Below are 25,952 nucleotides of genomic sequence, written 5' to 3'. Positions count from 1 at the left end.
CAGAAGTGAAACCTCTTCGCGCTGATGGTAGTGTGGGGTTACCCATGTGAGAGTAAGTCATCGCCAGCTCATTATTCAAACACCCTCAACAAGCGTTGAGGGTGTTTTTTTATGCATAAAATAAAATACTAAGAATAAAAAAACCTTAAACATAATTTAAGGGTTTTAAACTTATATAAATTCAAATACTTAGAAATGTGCTTCTAAGCCTAAATATGGACCTTTAAACTCTAATTGAGTTTCTTGGTTGGAATCTTGATTCAGTTTAATGTCTAAGATGCGATAACCCGCTTTTAAACCGACATCCACTAGAATCGCATCAATAAAGTTATATTTAATTTCAGCTTGAGCATCACGCACTTCATTGTCACTATTTTTGGCATAGTTGGCTTCAGCTTTGGCACTTAAACCCGTAAACGGTAATTTGACCGCTGCTTCTGCATATAGCATAGGTAGCGTTTCACTGACGTCTTGTGTTGAAAACAAATTCGATCTTAAGTCGCCTTCGAGTACTTTTGCGCCGAATCCAACATCTGCTGCAACAATATTATCTAAAATTTCATAATATAAAATGAAATCTGAATAGTCTAAATCGAGCAGATGGGTTTTTACACCTGCAACACTTTGTTCACTTTCGGCCTGTAAATTGGTGTGTTTAATTTTTGCATTGGGCAAAAATGGCACAGGATGCTCGACTGAAACGCTAAAAGGTAGGGCATAATCATCATCAAGTGCAGGTGAAAGTTGCGTTTGAGTCCAGTCTGCACTGTATTTCCAGTAATCTAGGCTGGCTTTTACACCAATGATATCGGCATGTGCTAATGAACAGCCAGCAAGGCTGAGTGCTAAAGCAAAACGTGGTATGGTGATCATAAGAACCCTAAAATTTTGTGGACATCATTTTGTCGTGATTGGATTTAAATTGTGATTTTGCATAGGATGTCTATATCTTATGCGCTATTGTCCAATTTAGTGCATCATACATTTACTTGAATGAAAATTCTTGCAAAAAATACAGCCTATTCGTGCCAAAAACTGAGGATTTTAGTATGCAAAATATCAATCATCCCGTGGATTATCCGCTTTATGTGGCCAGTAAAGCGCTAGAAACAGGGCAATGGTTAGACGTTCAGCATAAATATTCTCAAAAATTGTACGCCCGTGTTGCACTTGCAGATGCCAAAACGCTGGAAAAATCTGTTCGTGCTGCGGTAAAAGCAGAAGCTGAAATGGCAAAATTACAGCCTTTTCAAAAACAAAAAATTCTGCTGCATTGTGTGCAGCGTTTCCAAGATATGCGTGAAGAATTGGTTGACATTCTAATAGCTGAAGGTGGAAAACCACGCATGGCTGCAATGGCAGAGGTGGAGCGTTTAATTAATACCTTCCAAATTGCGGCAGACGCTGTATCGCAATTAGATGAAGGGCGCATTTTGCCTTTGGCTGTGACGGCTGCTGCTGAAAATTATCAAGGCATGGTCAAGCATGTGCCAATCGGTGCAGTATCTTTAATTAGTCCGTTTAATTTTCCACTGAATTTAACTGCACATAAAATTGCGCCTGCCATTGCAGCAGGTTGTCCTTTTGTACTGAAACCTGCCAGTGCTACCCCTATTTCAGCATTAAAAATTGCTGAAGTTTTGGCAGAAACGGAGTTGCCAAAAGGTGCTTTTTCGGTATTGCCTTGTGAGCGGGAACAAGCAGATGTTTTAGTTACCGATGACCGTTTTAAGTTGTTGAGTTTTACGGGTTCAGATGTGGTGGGCTGGGATATGAAAGCCCGTGCAGGCCGTAAAAAAGTGACCTTAGAGTTGGGCGGCAATGCAGCAGTGATGATTGAACCTGATACAGAATTGAATGATGCGCTGATCAATCGTCTCATTGGCGGGGCATATAATCATGCAGGGCAGGTGTGTATTAGTGTGCAACGTATTTTAGTGCATGTAGATGTATATGCTGAGCTGAAAAAGAAAATGGTCAGCCAGCTGAAAAAAATCAAAGCGGCAGACCCAGATTTAGACACGACGCTAGTTGGCCCAATGATTAAGGCTTCTGAAGCGCAGCGTCTAAAAAAATGGATCGATAAGGCGGTGAAGAAAGGTGCAAAATTGTTGGTCGGTGGGGAACTCAAAGGGGTGATGTTTGAGCCGACTTTATTGGAACAGGTCGATCCAAACTTAGAAGTATATAAAGATGAAGTCTTTGGGCCAGTTGCCATTTTGGAAAAATATTCATCTTTTGAACAAGGGATTGCGCGTATTAATCAAAGCCGTTTTGGTTTACAGGCAGGTGTGTATACACAAAGTCTGGATAAAATGCTGTATGCATGGGAGCAGTTGCAGGTGGGTGGTGTGATTATTAATGATATTCCATCCTTCCGCGTGGACAATATGCCTTATGGAGGGGTGAAGGATTCAGGTTTAGGGCGAGAAGGGATTCAATCTGCCATTCGTGATATGCAAGAAGAACGTTTATTGGTAATTAAGCGTTAAGGCATTGCTCTTTTTCGCGTCATTTAGCCAGCGCTGTAGCGATTTAAAAACGACTTCGGTGCTGCTTAGAATGAATGAAAAGTAAAATAATCAGAACAAGCTAAAAAATATATTCCAAATAGTTATATTATTTATAACCAAAAAATCAAGTCAAAATGGAATGGAATTTGAACGTTTGATTAAAAAAGTGCATATAAAAAGCATCTTTCTGAGCAGAATTTACAGAAAAATTGTTCAAAAATGAGTATTGTTAAGCCATACAAAAGCGCACTATTTTGTAAAAACTTTAAGCAAGATTTTCTGAATATTTCGCTGTTTGATCTTTAGATCATGACGCTCACAAGGTGTAACTCTAAAGCAAACACCCAGATTTTCATTTTTTGCAGAATATTTTTTGTGTGCGCTAAAGTACCGTAATATAAGTAAATTTAAGCTAATGAAAAAGCAGGTTTATTTATATAAAAGGTTATAATTAAAAACAAGCAGTAAAAAAATATTCTGAAGTTTAGGTGTTCTATGACAGATTCTCGTGAGAGTTGGTCCGCACGATCAGGCTTCATTATTGCAGCCATTGGTTCTGCGGTCGGGCTAGGCAATATTTGGCGTTTCCCTTATGTTGCGTATGAAAATGGTGGCGGTGCATTTTTAATTCCGTATTTAATTGCGATCTTTGCCGCAGGTTTGCCATTATTGTTTTTGGACTATGCGGTCGGGCATAAGTACCGTAAAGCACCGCCAACGGCTTATAAAAAGCTGATGAACAGCGAATCACTTGGTTGGTGGCAAGTGATGGTGACCTTGTTGATTGGGATTTACTATGCCAGCGTGTTGTCTTGGGCAGGCAGCTATATGTTCTATTCCATTGGTCAACAATGGGGTGCAGATACAGAAAAATTCTTCTTCTCGACCTATTTGCAAAATGGTGAAGGCTTAGCTTTCGGTTTTGTACCGACTTTATTTATTGGATTAGTCATCGTGTGGACGGTGGTGATGTTCATTTTATATGGTGGGGTCAAAAAAGGGGTGGAGTTGTCGAATAAAATCTTTATGCCATTGTTGGTGATTTTATTCTCCATTTTGGTGATTCAAGCTTTACGTTTACCTGGTGCGGTAGATGGTTTAAATGCTTTCTTTACTCCAAATTGGGAAGCAATGGCGAACTATAAAGTTTGGTTAGCTGCCTTTGGTCATATCTTCTTCTCGCTTTCAGTTGGATTCGGGATCATGCTGACCTATTCATCTTACTTAAAGCGTAAAACCAATTTGACAGGTTCTGGCTTGGTGGTGGCATTGGCCAACTCTTCATTTGAAATTCTAGCGGGGATTGGTATTTTTGCTGCGCTTGGTTTCATGGCCTACAGCGCTGGTTCATCAGTAGATGAAGTGGTTTCTGGTGGTATTGGTCTTGCATTTATTGCATTCCCAAAAATTATTTCAAGCCTAGGTGCAGGTGGCGATCTATTCGGTTTCTTGTTCTTTGCTTCATTGACCGTTGCTGGTGTGACTTCAATGGTGAGTATTCTGCAAGTCCCTATTGCTGCTTTCCAAGACAAACTGGGTTGGTCTCGTAAACGTGCAGTGACCATTATTGCAGGTGGTTCGGCGATTATTTCAACCCTGTTATTCTCTACCCACAGCGCAATTACTTTTGTAGACATCATTGACTACTTTGCCAATAACATTGGTATTGTCGGTGGTGGTTTATTGTCAATTATTTTGGTGACTTGGTTCCGTCGTCCATTGCTTAAAGAACTGCAAACACATGTCAATCAATACTCAAGCATCAAATTGGGTTGGGGGTGGAATTTTCTCTTAACTGTAGTCACACCACTTTCTTTATTGGTTGCTTTAGGTTTAACCCTTAAATCTATTTTTGCAGAAGGCTATAGTGGCTATCCATTACATATTTTACTCACCGTGGGTGGGGGTACAGTGCTGCTATTTGTAATTGGTGCAGTAATGCTTAGCCGTTTAAAAGACCACGACGCAGCGGAGAAATAATATGAATACATCGGCAATTGTGATGTTGCTCATTTCAACTGTGGTGCTATGGGGTGGATTGGTCTTAGCGATGATTCATCTGATTAAAAACCCAGATGAACTGGAAGACTAAACTTGAGATGAGGATGTACAAGTGCTTTATGCCAATTACATCCTGAAGTTTAAAAAAGTCAAAAAATAACCCTTGAATCGATCAAGGGTTATTTTTTTGAAAAGAGAAAAAGTAGCAATAAATTTATGCTGTTTTTTCGATACGGCAATAATAAAAACCATCACCACGACCTTGCTGTGGTAGCAATTGGCGTCCATATTGTTGCGCAATGCCCCAGTCTGCTTCAATTTTGACTTCTTTGGCATTGTCATATTCGGCAAAAAACAGCTGCATTTGCTGTTCATTTTCGGCTTTTAAAATCGAGCAGGTAATGTAGAGCAATGTGCCACCCACTTTAAGTTGCTGCCACATGTGTTGCAAAATCTGTTGTTGTAAGGCTGCGGTTTGTTGAATGTCGCCAGATTGACGCAGCAAGCGAATATCTGGATGACGACGCAAGACTCCAATTGCTGAACATGGGGCATCTAATACAATACAGTCTACGGTTTCATTGGTCGTCCATGTGGTGGCATCAGCAGCGACAATATCGACCTGTGTGTCTTGATTCAGCTGTAGACGTTCTAGGTTTTCGCTGACACGTAACAGACGTTTGGCATCGTGATCTAATGCAATCAGTTTTTTAGGCTGAAACTTTTCCAAAAGATGTGCTGTTTTGCCACCAGGTGCTGCGCAGGCATCGACCACGACTTTGCCATCTAAATTTGGCAAGAGAGAAGCACACAACTGGGCGTGTTCATCTTGAACCGAAAACACGCCCTCATCAAAGCCGGGTAAGTCTGGAATGTGCACATTTTGCTGCATCACAATACCGACTTCAGACAGGCTGCAAGCTTCGGCTGCAATCTCTTGTTCCTGCAAAATTTCTAGATAGTCATCACGGCTAATTTGGCGTGTATTGACTCTTAAAGTCAGTGGTGCAATTTGTTTTAGGCTTTGGGTTAATTGCTCCAGTTGTTCTGGCCAGTCTTTTTTCAGACGCTTGTATAACCAACTTGGTAAACCATGTGCCTGAGTCAAAGCGGTTTGAAAGTCTGAGGTTTCACGTGAAACACGACGCAGAATGGCATTGACCACACCACTTAAGGCTTGATAGCCCAATTGCTTGGTCGCAGTCACGGTTTCCGAAATAGCGGCATGACTAGCCACACGAGTGCAGAGTACTTGATACAGCCCGACGTATAAGCAAGTTTCTACGGTTTCATTGTTTAAAGGTTTGACCAACAACGGCAAGGTAATGCTTTTTAGGGCATACCACTGTCTTAAAGTCCCCAAAACTAGCTCGTGAAATAAGGCACGGTCACGTTCTGAGACTTTATTTAAGTGTAAAGGCAAAACACTGCTTAAAGATTGTCCTTGCTGGACAGCCAATAAAGTACGGATTACTTGGGCACGCAAGTTCAAATGCGAGCTGCCAGATTCAGATGGGCTCATGCGAGAACTTGTCCTGATTGAAGTTTTTGAGTTTGAATAATTTGTACTGGGTTCAGAGGCTTAGCGCCTGGCCATTGCAACGAGCTTAAGCACACTGCTTGTTGATCGCCACAAGCGACGTGTACGCCTTGTTTGTCTAGTTTTAAAATTGTACCCGCAGCTTTGCCTTGTGCAGATTCATCCGATAATGCTGAACCCCATACTCGCAAGTTTTGGCTGTCATCTAAAGGGATAAATGCCACAGGCCAAGGGTTAAAGGCACGAATATTACGGTCAATTGCAACGGCTGACTGTGACCAGTCAATTTGAGCTTCGGCTTTAGAGAGTTTATGCGCATAGACCGTTAAGGCTTCGTCTTGCACTTCACGCGCTGCTAAATAATCTTGTAATTTTTGTTCTGAAGCCAAAACTTCAACAATCGCTTTGGCACCTTGCTCGGCCAATTTGTCATGTAAGCTGGCAGAGGTATCTTCTGCAGTAATGGGGCACAGGGTTTTATACATCATATCGCCTGTATCTAAACCTGCGGCCATTTTCATAATGGTTACGCCTGTTTCAGTATCGCCCGTAGCAATAGCACGCTGAATAGGCGCTGCACCACGCCAACGTGGTAATAACGAACCGTGGATATTCAAACAACCGTATTTAGGGGTATCTAAAACCACTTGTGGCAAGATGAGACCATAAGCTGCGACGACCATGACATCGGCATTCAGGGCAGCCAATTCTTGTTGGGCCGCTAAACCTTCTTCAGTAGATGATTTAAAATGCAAAGGTTGATACACAGGAAGATCGTGTTGCAGTGCCAATTGTTTAACCGCTGAAGCAGTGAGTTTTTGCCCACGTCCCGCTTTACGGTCAGGCTGAGTGTAGACCGCGACAATGTCATGTTCAGTGTTCAGGAGTGCTGCCAAAGCACTTGCAGCGAATTCAGGCGTACCCGCAAAAACGATTTTCAATGGAAATCAACCCATGTAAATAGATAACGCGGCAATTATAACAAATTGCAGCTCAAAGGTCGGAAAGGGATGTAACAAATCCCCTCTGCGGCTGTTCTGCGCTATAATTATTATGATAAATATTGGTAATGCAAAACCTAAATATTATTCATGAAAGTTTTGTATTGGATTCAGTATGATCAACAAAGTGCTGTCGTTTTTAAGCCATTGCGTATTTTTTAACTAGGACATAAAGCAGCAGCCTTACTACCTCAAGCTGTAGTAAAATAGAAAGATTCTTCAACTGTTTTGCAGTGATAAAGATCTTGCAAACAGTATTATTTCGCTAGAATGAATATCGTATTCATTCCCGCACAACCAAGTTGGAACTTTACAATGCCTGACTATCGTTCAAAAACATCGACACACGGAAGAAATATGGCTGGTGCACGTGGCTTATGGCGTGCAACAGGTATGAAAGACGAAGATTTCGGTAAGCCGATTATTGCGGTGGTCAACTCATTTACCCAATTTGTACCGGGTCACGTACATTTAAAAGACCTTGGGCAAATGGTGGCAGAGCAAATTCAGGCTGCAGGTGGTGTGGCTAAAGAGTTCAATACCATTGCGGTAGATGACGGGATTGCCATGGGTCATGACGGCATGTTGTATTCATTGCCATCGCGTGACTTGATTGCCGACTCTGTTGAATACATGGTGAGCGCACACTGTGCCGATGCCATGGTATGTATTTCAAACTGTGACAAAATCACCCCGGGAATGTTGATGGCTGCAATGCGTCTGAACATTCCAGTAGTCTTTGTGTCTGGCGGCCCAATGGAAGCAGGTAAAGTTAAAATTCGCGGTAATGAGCATGCGATTGACTTGATTGATGCAATGATTGTGGCAGCAGATGACAACTACAGCGACGAAGAAGTGGCTGAGTACGAGCGTTCTGCATGTCCAACTTGTGGTTCATGTTCAGGCATGTTCACTGCAAACTCAATGAACTGCTTAACTGAAGCTTTAGGTTTATCTTTACCGGGCAATGGTTCAATTGTTGCCACCCATGCTAATCGTAAAAAACTGTTCGATCAAGCAGGTCAGTTAATTGTGGAATTGGCAAAACGCCATTATGAACAAGACGACTACAGCGTATTGCCACGTTCAATGGTTACTAAGGCATCGTATGAAAATGCCATGACACTAGACATTGCCATGGGCGGTTCAACCAACACCGTATTGCACTTATTGGCAGCTGCCAATGAAGCAGGTGTTGATTTCACCATGGATGATATTGACCGTTTATCACGCAAAGTACCTGTTTTGTGTAAAGTTGCACCTGCAAAACAAGACGTTCACATGGAAGATGTACACCGTGCAGGCGGCATCATGTCTATTTTAGGTGAGCTAGACCGTGCGGGCTTATTAGATACTTCAGTGGGTACAGTCCACGAAGCAACATTAAAAGATGCTTTAGACAAATGGGACATTATCCGTACTGAAAATGAAGAAGTGTATAGCTTCTACCGTTCTGCACCGGGCGGCGTACCAACTCAAACTGCATTCTCACAAGACCGTTACTATTCACGTTTAGATGGTGACCGTGATAGTGGTGTCATCCGTAATGCAGAAAATGCGTTCTCTAAAGATGGTGGTTTGGCGGTACTTTACGGCAACATCGCTTTAGATGGCTGTATTGTGAAAACTGCAGGGGTAGATGATTCCATTCTAAAATTCAACGGTACGGCACGTGTTTTTGAAAGTCAGGATGCTGCAGTCGATGCGATCTTGGGCGGTAAAATTACAGCGGGTGATGTGGTGGTGATTCGCTACGAAGGCCCACGTGGCGGCCCGGGTATGCAAGAAATGTTGTATCCGACCAGCTATTTGAAATCTAAAGGTTTGGGCAAAGAATGTGCCTTACTCACCGATGGTCGTTTCTCTGGCGGTTCTTCAGGTCTTTCAATTGGTCATGTTTCTCCAGAAGCGGCAGAAGGTGGTGCGATTGGTTTGGTTGAAGATGGCGACCGTATCGAAATTGATATTCCAAACCGCAGCATTCATTTGGCAGTCGATGATGCAACCATGGCGGCACGTCGTGAAGCACAGGAAGCCAAAGGCTGGCATCCTGTAGAAGAGCGTCCACGTAAAATTTCAAAAGCCTTGAAAGCTTATGCGATGCACACCACCAGTGCGGCAAAAGGTGCGGTACGCGAAATCTAAGCATCCACTAGCGCATAAATCTTAAATAAAAAAGCACTCCAAAATTGGGGTGCTTTTTTATGTGCATACCTGTGCAGGATGTGACATCTAAATCGCACATGGTTTTTCTTGGGCATTTGGTTTTATATCGTGCCTGCTTTCTATACAATGAAATACAGAATAAATTAGATCCGTATGACTTGACCGATCTTGCAAGGAATCCGCTATGAGTAAACAGAATATTCGCGAACATTCAGCCGAAGTCTATGAAGGCATTGAAAATGCACCTGCACGTTCCATGATGCGCGCGGTCGGTTTTAAGGATGAAGATTTTAGCCGTCCATTCATTGGTATTGCATCGACTTGGGCCAATGTCACACCGTGTAATATGCACATTGACGGCTTGGCACGAGAAGCAGAAACAGGTGTGAATCAGGCTGGTGGTAAAGGTATTATTTTCAATACCATCACCATTTCAGACGGTATTTCTAACGGCACCGAAGGCATGAAATATTCACTGGTTTCACGTGAAATCATTGCCGACTCAATTGAAGCGGTGGTGGGTTGTCAGGCTTATGATGGCGTAATTGCCATTGGTGGCTGTGACAAAAACATGCCGGGCTGCATTATGGGACTGGCACGTTTAAACCGTCCAGGCTTGTTTGTGTATGGTGGCACCATCAAACCAGGTGCAGGACATACCGATATTATTTCGGTGTTTGAAGCTGTGGGGCAGCATGCCAAAGGTGAAATTAACGAAATTCAGGTCAAGCAAATTGAAGAAGTGGCTTTGCCCGGTGCAGGCTCTTGTGGTGGTATGTACACCGCCAACTCAATGGCATCGGCCATTGAAGCCTTGGGCATGAGTTTGCCGGGTTCTTCGGCACAGGAAGCAGTATCTCAAGACAAATTGCAGGATTGCCAACGTGCAGGCGAAGCCGTTATGAATCTGTTACGTCTGGATATTAAACCGCGTGACATTATGACCAAGTCTGCTTTTGAAAATGCCATTAAAGTGCTGATTGCTTTGGGCGGTTCAACCAATGGCGTACTGCATTTAATTGCTATGGCTCACTCAGCAGGGGTGGAGCTCACGCTAGATGACTTTGTACGAATTGGTCAGGAAACACCTGTGGTGGCAGATGTACGCCCATCGGGTAAATATTTAATGTCTGAGCTGATTGCGATTGGCGGAATTCAACCGCTAATGAAACGTATGCTCGATGCAGGAATGTTAGATGGTTCGTGCTTAACCGTTACTGGTAAAACTTTGGCAGAAAACTTGGCCGATGTTGCTGACTACCCAGCCGATCAGCAGATTATTTTACCGTTTGATGCCCCAATTAAAAAAGATTCGCATTTGGTGGTGTTAAAAGGCAATTTATCGCCAACAGGGGCGGTGGCCAAAATTACAGGCAAAGAAGGTTTGTATTTTGAAGGCCCTGCACGTGTTTTTGAAGGCGAAATTGGTGCAATGCGCGGTATTTTGGATGGTGAAGTCCAAGAAGGTGAAGTGGTGGTGATTCGTGGTGAAGGCCCTAAAGGTGGCCCGGGTATGCCTGAAATGCTAAAACCAACTTCTGCCATTATTGGTAAAGGCTTAGGAAACTCAGTGGCTTTAATTACCGATGGGCGATTCTCAGGCGGCAGTCATGGTTTTGTGATTGGACATGTGACCCCAGAAGCCTATGAAGGTGGGCCAATTGGTCTGGTTAAAAATGGCGATAAAATTTCGATTAATGCCGAAACCCGTGAAATGACTTGGCATGTGTCGGAAGAAGAAATGGCCGCACGTAAAGCTGCATGGGTCAAACCAAAACCAAACTACACCCATGGTGCTTTGGCAAAATTTGCCAAACTGGCATCGGGGGCAGAGAAGGGTGCGGTTACCGATCTGAATTTAGAGGTCTAGAGGTCTAATTGATCAATTAGATGTGAATTGATATAAATCCTTGTGTAGTATTTAGGGACTAGCGCCATGGTTGTTTTTGTCCATAGACCCTAGACCACAAGGATTTTAATTGTAGAGGTTGATCTCATGTCACTGTTGCGCCGTTGGTTCGATCCGATTCGATCGAGTTGGTTTTATCAAAAACCTTCTCGGCAAGCGGTGTTGCCCACGGAACACGGACTGAGTGTACATCTGCGTTTAGACGATGTTTACAGCTATTTGGCGGTGCAGCAACTGCCGCAGTTAGAAGATATTTTGGCAGAGGAATTAAAGCCGTTAAAGGTGGTAATTTCTAGCCAAAGTGGTGATGCTCCAAATCAAATGTCAGCAGCGGAATGGCAAAACTATTGCATCAATGATGCGCAGATTTTGGCTAAGCAACATCGTTTTAGTTTTCACGATACACCCGAACCACCGACTGCAGAAGCCTTGATGCAGGCCGAAGCCATTTTGCGGCATACCCCGCTACGTGGGCAGGACTTTTTGTATTTACTTGAAGATGTGTTCCACATGTTGTGGCAAAAACAGTCGGGTAAATTACGCACCTTATATGCCATGGCCAGCCGTCATCATCAGGTGCAGGATTTTTCCGAACGAGTATTTGATGACGCACCTGTATTGGCCAGTTATTTTGAATTTGGCGGACGTAAATACCACGCGGTCGATGATTTATTGCGTTTAACCCGCCGTTTAAAACAACAAAAACTACTCACTGATAATCCTATTTTTTTGATTAATCACATTGAATGGCGTGAACATTTAATTAGTGATGCTGCGGAACTGAACGAAATTCAGGCACTGGATCCAGAGCTGGATTTATATATTGCCTTGGAAGACCCGATTTCTTGGTTATTGCTGGCTTATATCAAGGAAGAATTGGCAGCCTATTACAACATTCATTTAAATGTGTACCCATTGTCGTACCACGGGCGAGATGGCTTTGACTGGGGACTAGCCACCCGATTGTCTAAACGTACCGATGTTGCGTTTACACCATTTTGCCGTCCAACCGAAGCTGCCACCACTTACATGGCGCAGCTGTATTACAGCGTGCCTGAAGAACAGCGCGTCGATGCCATGTATCGTATTTTGCAGGCGGTATGGACGAGAGGGCAGGATATGTCTTTTAAGGCACATTTTGATCGGATGCAGCGTGAATTAGAGCTAGAACAACTGAGTACAGCCGATGTTGCTGAATTGCTCAAAGAAAATGACATGTTGTGCGAGATGAAATCTCAGCCCGATTTTCCTGTGCTGGAATTGCGCATTGATGGGCAAAGTTATGTATTTAACAGCTTATATCGGGTGTGGATGATTGAAAGTATTTTCAGTAATGTGTTAGAAGAAAAGTATAAGAGTGAAATTGAAAACGAAACTGAAAGTGTAGCCCCAGCCCATGAACAATGAAAAAGTAAACTCATTACAACAAGCACGTGACAAGATTGATCAGATAGATGTGGCTTTAATTGAACTGATTGCATCACGTCAGTTTTATGTCGATCAAGCCATGCGCCATAAACAGACGGTAGAAGATGTGCAATCGCCACAGCGAGTGAAAGAAGTCATTGAAAAAGTGCGTGCCCTTGCGCTGCAACATGATGTTGATCCTGATATGGTTGAGCGTTTGTACCACGATATGATTCAGCACTTTATTCAACGTGAACTGAAAGAATTCCGCCCTTAAAAAAGTTTTTTATGAGTTTGGTGTGATATTTCAAACTCAGCCAATCCTTTCCTTTACGCTGCAAAATTGCGGTGTCTGTATTTATTTTTAGCCTCAAAACAGCATTTTTTAAAAATAATATGTTTATTTTTTCTGTAGACAGCTTTTAGCGCAAAGCCTTGCCTGTCTTGGCTTTGCTGTTGCTTTTGAAAGCTATGGTAAAAAAAAGATTATGATTTTATTACATTTTTTAACATTGTAAGTTTGCATTATTCTGAAAAGTATATATATTGTATATACATCTTTTGCAAAGCAGTCTTTATTTTGGAGAGATCAGCAATGAACGAGCAAATCAAAAAAATAAAGACAGGCAAGAAAGATGGACAACTTTTAATTCGTATTAATAGTACTGAACGTGATGAATTTATTCGTTTATGTGAAGAACTTGATACTAGTGCTGCTCGTGAATTAAGAAAATTTATTCGTAGTTTTGTGAAACAACACAATGGCAACGAATAGCCTTACTAAGGAGTAATACCATGGCTAAGCAAGTTAAATCTTTGAAGCAAAAAATCAAAGCACGTTTGAAAAAGATTTCAAAACATAAAGGCAAATTGAAGCAACTTAAGCAAGAGCTTAAAAAACAGAAATAAGCCACAGCAAAAGCATGATCTCTTAAAACGGTTTATTCTAGACAGACCGTTTGAGGTAAAAAAAAGACCGAACAATCATTGTTGTTCGGTCTTTTTGCATTACTTCGGCAGCTGCTTAGGTTACAGCAGATGACAGCAGGTTCTGATTAGGATGGATCACGCAAACTAAAGAACCAGTTTAGGAACAAGGCCGCAAAAGTTGCTGTCCCAATCCCGCCCAAGTTAAAGCTGCCCAATTGCAACGCAAAGTCACCCGTTCCTAAAATAATGGTCACAGCAGCCACCATCAAGTTTTTGTTTTTAGAAAAATCGACTTTGTTTTCAATCCAGATTTTTGCGCCTGCAATGGTAATCAAACCAAATACCACAATCGAAGCACCCGTTAAAATGGCGGTAGGAATGGTATGGATAATTGCCCCAAATTTCGGTGATAAGCCAAGGAAAATAGCAAACATCCCCGCCACCACAAAAATAATCGTGGAATACACGCGGGTAACAGCCATCACCCCAATGTTTTCACCATAGGTAGTCATACCCGGCGCACCGACACCACCTGCGAGTGTTGTGGCAACACCATCGGCTACAAAGGCTTTACCAATGTGTGGATCGAGGTTTTCACCTGTCATGGCACCGACTGCTTTAATGTGTCCCAAGTTCTCTGCCACCAAAATGAAGGCAATTGGGGCAATAATCAGCATGGCATTCACATCAAATACAGGCGCATGAAAGTCTGGAACACCAAACCACGCGGCTTGCTGAATTGGTGTGAAGTTAATTGGCGTACCCAAGCCCATGATATTGCTGACAATAAAATAGATCAGATAAGACAGCAATAAGCCAATCAGGAGCAGTAAGCGTTGCAACAAGCCTTTGGTAAAGACTGCAATGATGCCCATACACAGTACAGTCACCAATGCCATCCACATATTAAATGGATTGCCTGCAACGGCTTTGACCGTGACTGGGGCAAGGTTTAAACCAATGATCATCACCACTGCACCTGTCACTACAGGTGGCATCAATTTTTCAATCCAGCGGGTGCCTGTGGCCATCACCAAAAAGCCAATCAGGGCATATAAAATACCGCAGGCAATAATCCCGCCTGCCGCGACCCCAATATTGGCATTTAAACCACCTGCTGCACCTGCATAGCCTGTGGCAGCAATCACTACCCCAATAAAGGCAAAGCTCGAACCTAAATAACTTGGAACGCGCCCACCTGTCATGAAAAAGAACAGGATGGTACAAATCCCTGACATTAAAATGGCAAGGTTCGGGTCAAAGCCCATTAAGAAAGGTGCAAGTACCGTAGCACCAAACATGGCAAACGCGTGTTGTATCCCCAATACAACGGTTTGTGCAGGCGGTAGATACTCATTGGTCCCTACAGGACGCGCATCAATGTTGCCTTCATAAGGGCGCCATTTGGGAAACCAATTGGACATAAAGTGAGCACTCAAAAGCTAAATTGAGCACATCATACCCTTGTATTGCATAAATTTTTAAAAAATTTTGCGAGGAAACTGACCAGTTGCTTATTTTTAGAATTAAATTTTACTATTTGTTAAAAATTAAATTTAATATAAATAAGTAATTTTATTTATAAATTTAAAGAATGTATTGCGGCATTAGTGGGATGAAAACAGACTAAGAATAAATTTAATTGCACATAATTTAGGCTGGTTTTTTTGCCTCGTAACGCATGTCTTAGTCCATGTCTGCTTTCACGTTATTATGTCCACTGTGTTTGGCTTTATGAAGCATGAGCCCAAGCCATTTCTAAGTGAGTGAATAGCACAACAAGCAGAGTACATGACTCTGCTTGTTGTGCTATTCGTAGAGGCTTAACCTGTATTGCGTAAGCCTGCTGCAATCCCTGCAATGCTCACCATAAGGGCATGATCGACAGGGGTATGTTCGGCATGTTGTTCTGCCAAATACCGGCGACGACGTTTCATCAACTCTGCCTGTAGCAAATGCAGTGGCAATAAATACGGTTTACGCACCCGCATTGATTGATCTAGCACATCATTGCTGCTGAGCAATTGCGATTCACCTTTGAGGGTCAGTAACGTTGTTACGGCATCACGCAGGCGTTGACGCAGTTGCTCACCGAGTTGTTTCAAGTCTTCGTCATCGGTCAGGTGTGACTCATAATACAATGCAATATTGCTGTCGGCTTTAGACAACACCATTTCCAACATATCAATTAAAGTCTGGAAATAAGGCCAATCGCTGAGCATTTCATCTAAAGTGGCTTTTTGTCCCTGATCGATTGTTTGGTTAATTGCTGCGCCTGTACCTAACCAAGCAGGCAGCATCAACCGGATTTGCGTCCATGCAAACACCCACGGGATGGCACGTAAGGATTCAATTCCGCCGCTGACTTTACGTTTTGCAGGACGAGAACCGAGCGGCAACATCTGCAATTCTAGTTCTGGCGTAACGGTGCGTAAATATTTCACAAAATGTGGATTTTCACGCACAGTTTGACGATACACCTGTACTGATAACTCAGTCATGTTGTGCATCAACTCGCGCCACTCAGGTTTAGGAACTGGCGGTGGCATTAAGGTCGCTTCTAAGGTTGCCGCGGTATAGACTTCCAGATTTTGTAAAGCAACGCCTTCAAGCCCGAATTTAAAGCGAATCATTTCGCCTTGTTCTGTGACGCGAATTGCACCTGAAATAGAGCCAGGTGGTTGTGAAAACAGCGCTTGCTGAGTCGGTGCGCCACCACGGCTGATTGAACCACCACGACCGTGGAATAAGGTCAACTGTACAGCGTGTTGTTGCGCTACAGCTGTTAATTCTTCTTGCGCACGGTACTGTGCCCAGTTAGCCGACATAAAGCCCGCATCTTTGGCTGAGTCTGAATAGCCAATCATTACCTCATGTTTGCCCTGAATATGCTGTTTATACCAATGCATCCCAAACAGGGTATTCATGGTTTGCGCAGCCCCATCTAAATCTTTCAGGGTTTCAAACAGCGGCACCACACGTAAAGGATGCTGAATACCCGCTTCTTTTTGTAGCAGTAACACTGCCAAAACATCACTTGGATATTCCGCCATGGAAATAATATAGGCACCCAAGCTTTCTTGCGGCTGTGCAGCCAAAGTACGCATCGTAGCAAAGACTTCTTGCACATCTGGGTGTTGAATCAGACTTTGTGCAGGTTCCTGCATGAATTTTGGCAATAACGGACGCTTGCTTTGTAATTCTTGTAGCAAGAAGTTTTGACGTGCCTGTTCTGTCCAAGTTTCAAAATTGCCCAAACCTAAGTATTCGGTAATAGCTGAAATAGCTTGGCGATGACGTCCAGACTCCTGACGAATATCCAGTTTCAGTAATTCAATGCCAAAACAGTTGACCCGATGAATCAGATCCAACAATTTGCCATTGGCAATCTCTGATAGCTGGCAAGCGGTGAGTGAGCGATAACACAGCAATAAAGGCTGTAACAGTTCATCTTTACTTTTAATCACCAAGCTGTCATCGCCATCTTTGCCTTGTAATTTGGCAGCCAACCAATCACGGGTGGCTTTTAGACGTTCGCGAGTGTCACGTAAATATTCACGATATGGCTCTGCATGGAAATGTCCTAAGGCATCGGCCAGTTCTGGGCTGCATTGCTGAATCGAGAGTTCCCAACGCAAGTTTTCAATATCGCGTAAATATAATTCTGCAGCTTTCCAGCGTGATAGCCACAGCACTTCTTGAGTGACTTTATGAGTGACATTGGGGTTGCCATCACGGTCACCACCCATCCATGAAGCAAAACGCACAGGGGCAACGGTTAGCGGCAAGTTTTGCCCACAATGTTCTTGCACAATGCCGTCTAATTCACGCATGAATTTAGGCACGGCATTCCATAAGGTCTGCTCTATGGTGGTAAAGCCCCATTTGGCTTCATCGACTGGAGTTGGGCGATGCTGACGAATTTCATCGGTTTGCCAAGCCGAGCTGATCAGCTGTTTTAAATCTGCCAAAACTGCCTGACGTTCACGTGGGGTCAGTTTTTGCTGATCCATTTTAAATAGGCAGTCATTAATATCGTCATATTTTTGAATCAGGGTACGACGGCTGACTTCAGTTGGGTGTGCAGTCAGTACCAGTTCAATTTTTAGTTCACAGACTTGTTGAAACAAAGTTTCTGCAGAAATTTCATGGTGTTTAAATTTTTCAAATAAGCGGTCTAAAGGGTTGGGAGAAACCGCATGTTCATCAAACTCACTCTGACGACGGCTGCGCACCACATGGTATTGCTCGGCAATGTTGGCAAAGTTCAGGAAGTGGGTAAAGGCACGGGTCAGCGGTAAGATTTCATCATCTTCGAGGCTTAAAAATAGTTGTTCGAGCTGTTTTTCTGCTTCGGCTTGTCCATCACGTGCGCCTTTAGATAATGCTCGAATTTGTTCGACCTGATTAAACAAATCTTGTCCTGCGTGTAACTTGAGGGTTTCGCCCAGCAAGTTCCCAAGTAAGCGTACGTCATCGCGTAGAGGAGCATCAATTTGTTGAATCATTCGTTGTTCTCCATGTTCTGTGTTTTTCTACTCTAAAAAGACTATACCCCGATTTATCTACAATCCAAGCGGGCTATCTACAAAAGTTGCATGGATTTTGCGCATCTGAGCTTATAGTGCCAAGCAGCAGTATTTAGGAGAGAAATACAGGGTGGAGTGGAATGCTATTTGGTAAAAGAACCCCCGCTTTAGATAAACCTTTTTTGTAATGGGTTCTAAGATAATCAATGTATTAGAGTCCCAAGTGAATTTTTATGCTCATTGAGAGTATTTTTTATGCATAGTTGCTACCAATATGTAGTGATGAGGGGGGAGCAGCGTTTTGCTAAGTTACGAAAACAGCTGGATTAACCTTCGGTTCGACCTACTTTTCTTTCGGGAAAAGTAGGCAAAACCATTGTCATCCACAAAACCTGCTTACAGTTTATCTCTTATTCATTGTTTCGCAGAAACAGTAATAAAACGAATACCACGCAGGTTGTGGATGACATTCCTGCGTATCGAATGGTGATTAGTGTTGAGTTTGTTTATTTTCTTAAAACTGCGTGATTTGAATTTGTAAATCACGTAAGAAGAGGCAGCAAAATTAGCCTGTTCAGCCATAACGCAGCATAAAAATTTCAATGGCGTGATTAATAATGTGCTGACATTCTGTTGGGTTGGGTACGGCTCTTACACCAAGTAGGACTTCATGGTGGCGTAAACCATGCAGGAGCGACACAATCAGTTCAGTTTGGGTTTTAGGCGCATCTGCTTCAATAAACTGCAATGCAACGGCTTGGCGGAAGAAGTTTTCCCACATGGCTCTGAGTTTGGCATGTGAGGCATTGTAAAACTGTAATGCCAACGGATTTTGCTCAGAGGCCAGTTCCATCAATAAGTGTTCTAGCTTAATTGCCTCAGGCATATTCACCAAAGTTAAGGACAGTTCACAGGCTTGGTATAACGCTTGCCTAAAATCGCTATTTGCGCTTAAGTGCGAGGGCTGGGCATTAAGCAGGCTTTCACAGGTTTCTTCAATGGCACAGGAAAATAGCGTGGCTTTGTCTTGAAAGTGATTATAGACCGTTAATTTGGTTACACCTGCCTCACGCGCAATCTGATTCATACTTGAACCATGAAAGCCCAGTTTTAAAAACAAGTGTTTTGCCGACATTAAAATGCGTTGGCGTTTTTCTAAATCTTTTGGTCGTCCGACATTAAGCTGCACACGCTCCTCCTAATTAGCATCAGTACAACTGGAAAATGACGCTTCAGTTTTAATTAATGTACCTAGTGGTATATTAATTAAAAACTAATCAATTTAATATAGGGCCTGCTGATATTTCATAAATGATTTGCGCTGTAGGCTAAAACTGAGCAGATCAGGCATGAAACGCAGGGAATAGCGAGACTATTGCCAAGTTTCATAACGTAATCTGAGAAAGTTTTAGCCGCAGCCTTTCAGGACGAGCATATTTTTTGCTGCTATTGCGTTATGAGCCAGTCATTTAGAATGACTAAATTTCCTACCTCATGCCTTAAATCAGCTAAAAAATATGCGTCGTCGCAAACATAGACGAAGTGTCAGCAGCCCCTATCGTATTCTGCCCTAAAAATGAATTTTAAATAAGAGCGAACCTGATGAACATAATTCAGAATGCCATTGCCAGCCTGATGCTGATTTGCTGTCTTGCCTTAATGGGATGTAACAAACAAAACACAGCGGTTGAACAGGAAGTCCCTTTAGTGATGGTGACGCAACCGAGCAGTTTGCATACAGAACAAAAAAGCTATGCAGGTGAAGTGCAGGCACGTCAGCAAACTGCTTTGGCATTTCGTGTGGCTGGGCAGGTCACACAGCGTTTTGTTGATGTAGGCGATCAGGTCAAAGTGGGGCAAGTTTTAGCTACTTTAGATGTGCAAGATGCTGCGTTACAACTGAATGCAGCACGGGCACAACTGGAAAGTGCGGAATCTGCTGCAAAAGTGGCCAGTGATGAATTGCAGCGTTTTCAACAACTTTTACCTATGAATGCAGTCAGTCGCTCACAATACGATGCAGTAAAAAATCAACATCAACATGCCATGGCGCAGCTGAAACAGGCACAGTCCAACTATGCCGTTAGTAGCAATCAAACTGCCTATAACCAACTACGTGCCACAAAAAATGGGGTGATTACAGAGCGTTTTATTGAGGTTGGTCAGGTTTTGCCCGCAGGGCAAGTGGCGTATCAACTGGCCATTGCGGGTGAGCGTGAAGTGGTGATTGGCGTACCTGAACAGGCGGTGACTGATATCAAAGTCGGGCAAGCGGCTACAGTAAGTTTATGGTCACAACCTGATGCCCGTCTGGCTGGTACGGTGCGGGAAATTTCACCTGCAGCAGATCAGTCACGTACCTTTAAAGTCAAAGTCGCATTGCGGGAAAATAATGCCAACACTCAACTGGGGCAAAGTGCACGGGTATTTCTCACTCGCCAAGCCCACCAAGGGTTATATGTACCGTTGTCTAGCGTGTCGGCAACCGAGCAACAAGCTTTTGTTTTGGTTTTGCAGCCTGATTCGACTGTACGTCAAGTACCCGTTAGCTTAGGGGCTTATGGGCGTGACAGCGTACCTGTACTCAGCGGTTTACAGCCACAGGATTATGTGGTGATGGGCGGTGTACATTTACTGCGTGATCGTCAAAAAATTCGCCCGATTAACCGTGACAATCAATCTATAGATGTTAAAACTGTGCTGCAAACGCCAGCAAGTCACTCTGCGACAAGTGCAACCACCACACAGACGGAGCCTTAAGCATGAAGTTTAATCTGTCTGAATGGGCGCTGAAAAATAAAGGCCTAGTGGTTTACCTGATGCTGTTGTTGGGTATCGTCGGTATCTTCTCCTATTCAAAACTGGCACAAAGTGAAGACCCGCCATTCACATTTAAAGTGATGGTAATTCAAACCTATTGGCCGGGTGCGAGTGCCAAAGAGGTGTCGTTACAGGTCACAGACCGCATCGAAAAAGAGTTAATGAGTACGGGCGATTATGAACGCATCATGGCCTATTCACGGCCAGGTGAGTCTATGGTGACTTTTATTGCCAAAGACTCCATGCGTTCCAGTCAAATTCCCGATGTCTGGTATAAGGTGCGTAAAAAGGTCAATGACATTCGCCATGAACTGCCGCAAGGGGTACAAGGCCCATTTTTTAATGATGAATTTGGCGACACCTTTGGCAATATTTATGTGCTGACAGGCGCAGACTATGACTATGCCACCCTTAAAGAATATGCCGACCGTTTGCAGCTACAGTTACAGCGAGTGAAAGATGTAGCCAAAGTCAATTTGGTTGGGTTACAAGACCAAAAAATCTGGATTGAACTATCCAATACTAAAGCTGCACAACTTGGCATTCCTGTCACTGCTATTCAGCAAGCCTTACAGCAACAAAACAGCGTGGCCAGTGCAGGTTTTTTTGAAACTGAGTCTGACCGTATTCAGGTCCGTGTTAGCGGAGCATTGCACAGTGTTGATGAGCTGAAACAAATGCCATTGTTGGTGAATGGCACCACTATTCAACTGGGTGATGTTGCCGAGGTCTATCGTGGGTTTAGCGAGCCAGCCCAGCCACGTATGCGCTTTATGGGCGAAAATGGCATCGGTATTGCCGTGTCTATGCGTAAAGGCGGTGATATTCTGGCTTTAGGTGAAAATCTGGAAGCTGAATTTGCTCGTTTGCAAAAGACTTTGCCTTTGGGTATGCAGCTGCAAAAAGTGTCTGATCAACCTGTTGCGGTCAAACACAGTGTGAATGAGTTTATGAAAGTCTTGGCCGAAGCAGTGATTATTGTATTGCTGGTCAGCTTCTTTTCACTGGGTTTTCGTACAGGCTTGGTGGTGGCATTTTCTATTCCACTGGTCTTGGCCATGACCTTTGCCGGCATGCATTTGTTTGATGTCGGGCTGCACAAAATTTCACTGGGTGCCTTAATTCTTGCCCTAGGTTTGTTGGTGGATGATGCCATCATTGCCATTGAAATGATGGCAATTAAAATGGAACAGGGTTTCAGCCGTTTGCAAGCCGCAGGGCATGCGTGGCGAACCACTGCTTTCCCAATGTTGACGGGTACATTGATTACCGCAGCAGGCTTTTTGCCGATTGCCACAGCGGCATCAAGTACAGGGGAATATACCCGTTCAATTTTTCAGGTAGTGACCATTGCTTTAGTAGTATCATGGTTTGCCGCAGTGCTGTTTGTGCCGTATTTGGGCGATAAATTATTGCCAGATTTTCAGCGACATGTGCAGCGCGCACCGTGGTATCAACGTCTTTGGGCACGTTTGCGTAAACAACCTGAGCCACAGCCTGTGGCACATCAGGCTGGTGAGGCGCATGACCCGTATCAAACCCGTTTCTATCAGGTATTTCGGTCATGGGTAAATACCTGTGTGCGCTATCGTAAAACCGTAATTACGGCCACTGTTGCGATTTTTGTGTTGTCGATTGCAATGTTTAAACTGGTACCTCAACAATTCTTCCCGCCTTCCAATCGGGCGGAAATTTTGGTCGATTTAAAACTAGAAGAAGGTGCATCGCTCAAAGCCACCGAGGCCGCAGTCAAAAAAGTGGAAGACTTTTTGGCACAACAGGAGGGCATTGACAATTATGTGGCTTATGTAGGTACAGGTTCGCCACGTTTTTATTTGCCGCTAGATCAGCAATTGCCGCAAGCCAGTTTTGCGCAATTTGTGGTGCTGGCTTCATCTTTAGATGATCGAGATGAAATTCGCCGTAATTTATCGGAGCAAATCCGTTTATTGTTGCCTGAAGTACGTACCCGCGTTTCTTTGCTGGAAAATGGCCCACCTGTGGGTTATCCATTGCAATTCCGTGTTTCAGGAGAAGACCTTGCTCAAGTACGACAGTGGGCGCAGCAAGTGGCTGCCACAGTCAGTGCCAATCCGAATACCACCAATGTGCATTTAGATTGGGGTGAGCCGAGCAAGGTGATTCAATTGCAAATTGATCAAGACCGTGCCCGTCAAATGGGGGTATCCAGTCTGGATTTGGCTAACTTCCTGAATAGCTCCATTAGTGGTGCAGCAATTAATCAATATCGTGAAAAACGTGAGCTAATTGAAATCCGCTTACGTGGTGATCAAAGTGAGCGCCTAGATGTTGCATCTTTAAGCAGTTTGGCTGTACCGACTTCACGTGGAACATCGGTGCCATTGGCACAAATTGCACAAATTGAATACCGTTTTGAGGAAGGTTTAATTTGGCATCGTAATCGTTTGCCAACCATTACTGTTCGTGCGGACATTAGTACAGGTTTACAACCTGCAACGGTGGTGAATCAGATTCAGCCTGAGCTTGAAAGCTATAAAGGTACTTTGCCAAGTGGCTATTTAATTGAAGTTGGCGGCACAGTTGAAGAGTCAGCACGAGGGCAAAAGTCAGTTAATGCAGGTATACCGTTTTTCTTGGCTGTGGTGATGACCTTGTTGATGATTCAGCTACGCAGTATGTCACGTGCATTTATTGTATTTTTGACTGCTCCGCTAGGTATCATTGGTGTGGTCTTGTTCTTATTGTTGTTTAACAAACCCTTTGGCTTTGTGGCGATGCTCGGCACAATTGCCTTGTCGGGTATGATCATGCGCAACTCCCTGATTTTAATTGATCAGATTGAACAAGACATTCTTGCAGGAGAGTCACAGTGGGATGCAATCATTAATGCCACGGTACGCCGTTGCCGTCCGATTGTACTCACAGCATTAGCGGCCGTTTTGGCCATGATTCCACTTTCTCGCAGTATTTTCTTTGGCCCGATGGCCGTGGCGATTATGGGGGGATTAATTGTGGCAACCTTGTTGACGCTGTTCTTTTTACCTGCACTGTATGCGCAGTGGTTTAAAGTGAAAAAAAATCCACATAATCTGTAAAAGTGACATAATAACGGGTGCGAAACTTGGAAAATTTCAATATAGTAGCACCTTATATTTTTCAGCCTTAGCATACGTCACAGCATGCGCCAGATTAAAAAATAAAGCATGGCACACATGGGGTTTAATCACATTATGAAGCAAGATAACTTGGTAAAGTTTCGCCGTTCCGTTGCGATCTCTTACGTGTTTATGTTTTTTGCTTTGTTTACTGTGGTGAGTGGTGCTTTGGCGTATTGGTATGCACGTAAAGTGATTGTGGTGGACAGTACCGAAGTCTGGTTACAGGCGCAGGCGTTATGGATCATGCGCAATGTGGTGATTTACACAGTATTGGCACTGTTTGCTGCACTGTGGTTTATTCCTTTGGCATTCTTTCCTTGGGATGCCTTTTTATGGGTCAAAGCCTGCACCGTAGCGGGCGTGGTGTTTGCCGTGATCGCTTTCTTATTTTTACTCAATGCTTGGATTAAAGGGCTGTCCAAATTTTTAAAAAATAAAGCGGTGTTTTAACAGCATTTCGCTTGTATTCAGCACGTGGCTAAAATTTTTAGCAGTCTTCCCTTGTAAAACTCAGTTTTACCCCAATTTCACACATCAGTTCAGTTTTAAATAGAATTCCGTGAGGAGCATCGCCAGACATGGCTAAACGTGATTATTATGAGGTTTTGGGTGTAGCCAAAACCGCTAGTGATGATGAAATTAAAAAAGCCTACCGTAAGTTGGCGATGAAATATCATCCAGACCGTAACCCAGACAACCCAGAAGCTGAAGAAAAATTTAAAGAAGCTGCAGAAGCCTATGAAATTTTATCGGATGCTGAAAAACGCAGCATGTATGACCGCATGGGGCACAATGCCTTTGAAGGTGGCATGGGCGGTGGTGGTGGCTTCGGCGGTGGTTTTAGCGCAGAAGACATTTTTAGCCAGTTTGGTGATATTTTCGGTGGTGCATTCGGTGGCGGTGGTCGTGGCCAGCAACGTGCACGCCGTGGTTCAGACTTACGCTATGTGATGGAACTGACCCTTGAAGAAGCGGTAAAAGGGGTGAAAAAAACCATTACCTTTACTGCACCAGCACCGTGTGAAGCGTGTGATGGCAAAGGCTCAAAAAATCCAAACGATGTTGAAACCTGTCCAACCTGTCATGGTGCGGGTCAGGTGCGTATGCAGCAAGGTTTCTTCTCGGTACAACAAACTTGTAGCACCTGTCGTGGTCAAGGCAAAATCATCAAAAACCCATGTAACCAATGTCATGGCTCGGGTGTTGCTGACCGTCAGCAAACCTTGGAAGTCACTATTCCTGCAGGCGTGGACAATGGCGACCGTGTACGCTTAACTGGTAAAGGTGAAGCGATTCGTGATGGTCAATCGGGTGACTTATACGTAGAAGTGGTGGTGCGTGAGCATGAAATCTTCCAGCGTGATGGTGCCGACCTGTATATGGATGTGCCTGTTAGCATTGCCGATGCAGCCCTAGGCAAGGAAATTGAAATTCCAACGCTTGATGGTCGTGTCAGCCTGAAAGTACCTGAGGGAACACAAACAGGTAAATTGTTCCGTTTGCGTGGCAAAGGGGTAAAACCTGTACGTACCAGCATGCAGGGCGATTTGTTATGCTGTATCGTGGTGGAAACTCCAGTGAACTTGACCGCACGTCAGCGTGAATTGTTAAAAGAGTTACAGGCGACGATGGAAGGTGAGGGCAGCCAGTCTTCACCAAAGAAGAAGTCTTTCTTTGATCGTTTGTTTGATTAATTTAGTTTTTTGCCGTGTGCAGTTATGTGGCATATTATTTGAAATTTAGTTGATGATATTTTTCATTATTCAAATAATAGACATGGCGGAGTCTTCTTTTTTTTAATCCAATTTTTGGAGCTCAAATACTACTTTTCTTTCGGGAAAAGTAGCCAAAACCATCTGTCATCCGCAAAACTCGTCCAATGTCGTCAATAAACGGCTTAATCGCAGAAACATTAACTTTTTGATGTAGTCCTGTCTCGAACAGTTGCGGATGACTTTTCGCGTATCTAATATTTATTAGAATTCAAAAAAATACC

18 protein-coding genes are annotated in these 25,952 nt (G+C 43.6%); 12 read left to right on the top strand and 6 right to left on the bottom strand.

Features of this window, described 5'->3' with window-relative positions:
* Window positions 1–189: 189 nt before the first annotated feature.
* Window positions 190–873, bottom strand: a complete 684-nt coding sequence (locus HHA41_RS06430; protein WP_168461042.1) for a TIGR04219 family outer membrane beta-barrel protein — start codon at window positions 871–873, stop codon at window positions 190–192.
* A 176-nt stretch (window positions 874–1,049) separates the two neighbouring features.
* On the opposite strand from HHA41_RS06430, the gene HHA41_RS06425 reads away from it, so the two are divergent.
* The 3 genes from HHA41_RS06425 (at window position 1,050) to HHA41_RS06415 (ending at window position 4,605) form a co-directional block, all read left to right on the top strand.
* Entirely contained in the window at window positions 1,050–2,492 is a 1,443-nt protein-coding gene (locus HHA41_RS06425; protein ID WP_168461040.1) for an aldehyde dehydrogenase family protein, read from the top strand.
* A 516-nt stretch (window positions 2,493–3,008) separates the two neighbouring features.
* Complete coding sequence (locus tag HHA41_RS06420; RefSeq protein WP_168418354.1) at window positions 3,009–4,493, top strand: sodium-dependent transporter; 1,485 nt, start codon at window positions 3,009–3,011, stop codon at window positions 4,491–4,493.
* 1 nt (window position 4,494) lies between these two features.
* Window positions 4,495–4,605, top strand: a complete 111-nt coding sequence (locus tag HHA41_RS06415) for a methionine/alanine import family NSS transporter small subunit (RefSeq protein WP_168418353.1) — start codon at window positions 4,495–4,497, stop codon at window positions 4,603–4,605.
* A gap of 123 nt (window positions 4,606–4,728) precedes the next feature.
* Here HHA41_RS06415 and rsmB read toward each other — a convergent pair whose 3' ends face one another.
* Window positions 4,729–6,036 (bottom strand): 16S rRNA (cytosine(967)-C(5))-methyltransferase RsmB, encoded by a 1,308-nt coding sequence (rsmB, locus tag HHA41_RS06410; RefSeq protein WP_168461039.1) that lies wholly within the window; start codon window positions 6,034–6,036, stop codon window positions 4,729–4,731.
* The gene (gene fmt / locus HHA41_RS06405; RefSeq protein ID WP_168461038.1) at window positions 6,033–6,995 is read right to left on the bottom strand and encodes a methionyl-tRNA formyltransferase; all 963 of its coding nucleotides are present in this window, start codon (window positions 6,993–6,995) and stop codon (window positions 6,033–6,035) included. Before fmt ends, rsmB begins: the two co-directional genes overlap by 4 nt.
* Before the next feature lie 375 nt (window positions 6,996–7,370).
* On the opposite strand from fmt, the gene ilvD (HHA41_RS06400) reads away from it, so the two are divergent.
* The 5 genes from ilvD (HHA41_RS06400) (at window position 7,371) to HHA41_RS06380 (ending at window position 13,312) form a co-directional block, all read left to right on the top strand.
* On the top strand, window positions 7,371–9,200 hold the full coding sequence (gene ilvD, locus HHA41_RS06400) for a dihydroxy-acid dehydratase (protein WP_168418350.1): 1,830 nt from the start codon (window positions 7,371–7,373) through the stop codon (window positions 9,198–9,200).
* A gap of 205 nt (window positions 9,201–9,405) precedes the next feature.
* Window positions 9,406–11,091: a dihydroxy-acid dehydratase gene (ilvD, locus tag HHA41_RS06395; RefSeq protein ID WP_168461037.1), complete on the top strand. Its 1,686-nt coding sequence runs from the start codon at window positions 9,406–9,408 to the stop codon at window positions 11,089–11,091.
* Window positions 11,092–11,217: 126 nt separating this feature from the next.
* Window positions 11,218–12,537, top strand: a complete 1,320-nt coding sequence (locus tag HHA41_RS06390) for a hypothetical protein (protein WP_168461035.1) — start codon at window positions 11,218–11,220, stop codon at window positions 12,535–12,537.
* The gene (locus HHA41_RS06385; protein WP_168461034.1) at window positions 12,527–12,814 is read left to right on the top strand and encodes a chorismate mutase; all 288 of its coding nucleotides are present in this window, start codon (window positions 12,527–12,529) and stop codon (window positions 12,812–12,814) included. The genes HHA41_RS06390 and HHA41_RS06385 overlap by 11 nt, the downstream gene beginning before the upstream one ends.
* 318 nt (window positions 12,815–13,132) lie before the next feature.
* Window positions 13,133–13,312: a hypothetical protein gene (locus tag HHA41_RS06380; RefSeq protein ID WP_004970356.1), complete on the top strand. Its 180-nt coding sequence runs from the start codon at window positions 13,133–13,135 to the stop codon at window positions 13,310–13,312.
* A gap of 280 nt (window positions 13,313–13,592) precedes the next feature.
* On the opposite strand, the gene HHA41_RS06375 is transcribed toward HHA41_RS06380, so the two are convergent.
* The 3 genes from HHA41_RS06375 to HHA41_RS06365 all read right to left on the bottom strand — a co-directional run bounded on the left by HHA41_RS06375 (window position 13,593) and on the right by HHA41_RS06365 (window position 19,185).
* A complete protein-coding gene (locus HHA41_RS06375; protein WP_168461033.1) occupies window positions 13,593–14,891 on the bottom strand; it encodes a solute carrier family 23 protein in 1,299 nt (432 codons plus the stop codon).
* A gap of 399 nt (window positions 14,892–15,290) precedes the next feature.
* Window positions 15,291–17,975 carry a phosphoenolpyruvate carboxylase gene (ppc, locus tag HHA41_RS06370; protein ID WP_168461031.1) on the bottom strand — a complete coding sequence of 895 codons (2,685 nt, stop codon included), beginning with the start codon at window positions 17,973–17,975 and terminating at the stop codon, window positions 15,291–15,293.
* A gap of 595 nt (window positions 17,976–18,570) precedes the next feature.
* The gene (locus HHA41_RS06365; protein ID WP_168461028.1) at window positions 18,571–19,185 is read right to left on the bottom strand and encodes a TetR/AcrR family transcriptional regulator; all 615 of its coding nucleotides are present in this window, start codon (window positions 19,183–19,185) and stop codon (window positions 18,571–18,573) included.
* A 413-nt stretch (window positions 19,186–19,598) separates the two neighbouring features.
* Here HHA41_RS06365 and HHA41_RS06360 point away from each other — a divergent pair, with 413 nt between their 5' ends.
* The 4 genes from HHA41_RS06360 to dnaJ all read left to right on the top strand — a co-directional run bounded on the left by HHA41_RS06360 (window position 19,599) and on the right by dnaJ (window position 25,650).
* Window positions 19,599–20,756, top strand: a complete 1,158-nt coding sequence (locus HHA41_RS06360; RefSeq protein ID WP_252726724.1) for an efflux RND transporter periplasmic adaptor subunit — start codon at window positions 19,599–19,601, stop codon at window positions 20,754–20,756.
* Window positions 20,757–20,758: 2 nt separating this feature from the next.
* On the top strand, window positions 20,759–23,893 hold the full coding sequence (locus tag HHA41_RS06355) for an efflux RND transporter permease subunit (RefSeq protein WP_168461026.1): 3,135 nt from the start codon (window positions 20,759–20,761) through the stop codon (window positions 23,891–23,893).
* Window positions 23,894–24,028: 135 nt separating this feature from the next.
* Window positions 24,029–24,406, top strand: coding sequence for a hypothetical protein (locus tag HHA41_RS06350; RefSeq protein WP_168418340.1), 378 nt, complete (start codon window positions 24,029–24,031; stop codon window positions 24,404–24,406).
* 128 nt (window positions 24,407–24,534) lie between these two features.
* On the top strand, window positions 24,535–25,650 hold the full coding sequence (gene dnaJ / locus HHA41_RS06345) for a molecular chaperone DnaJ (RefSeq protein WP_168461025.1): 1,116 nt from the start codon (window positions 24,535–24,537) through the stop codon (window positions 25,648–25,650).
* The last annotated feature ends 302 nt before the right edge of the window (window positions 25,651–25,952 follow it).

Origin of the sequence: Acinetobacter sp. A1 (assembly GCF_012371315.1) — a bacterium.
Taxonomy (GTDB): domain Bacteria; phylum Pseudomonadota; class Gammaproteobacteria; order Pseudomonadales; family Moraxellaceae; genus Acinetobacter.
This window is presented reverse-complemented; position numbering and strand designations above follow the sequence as displayed.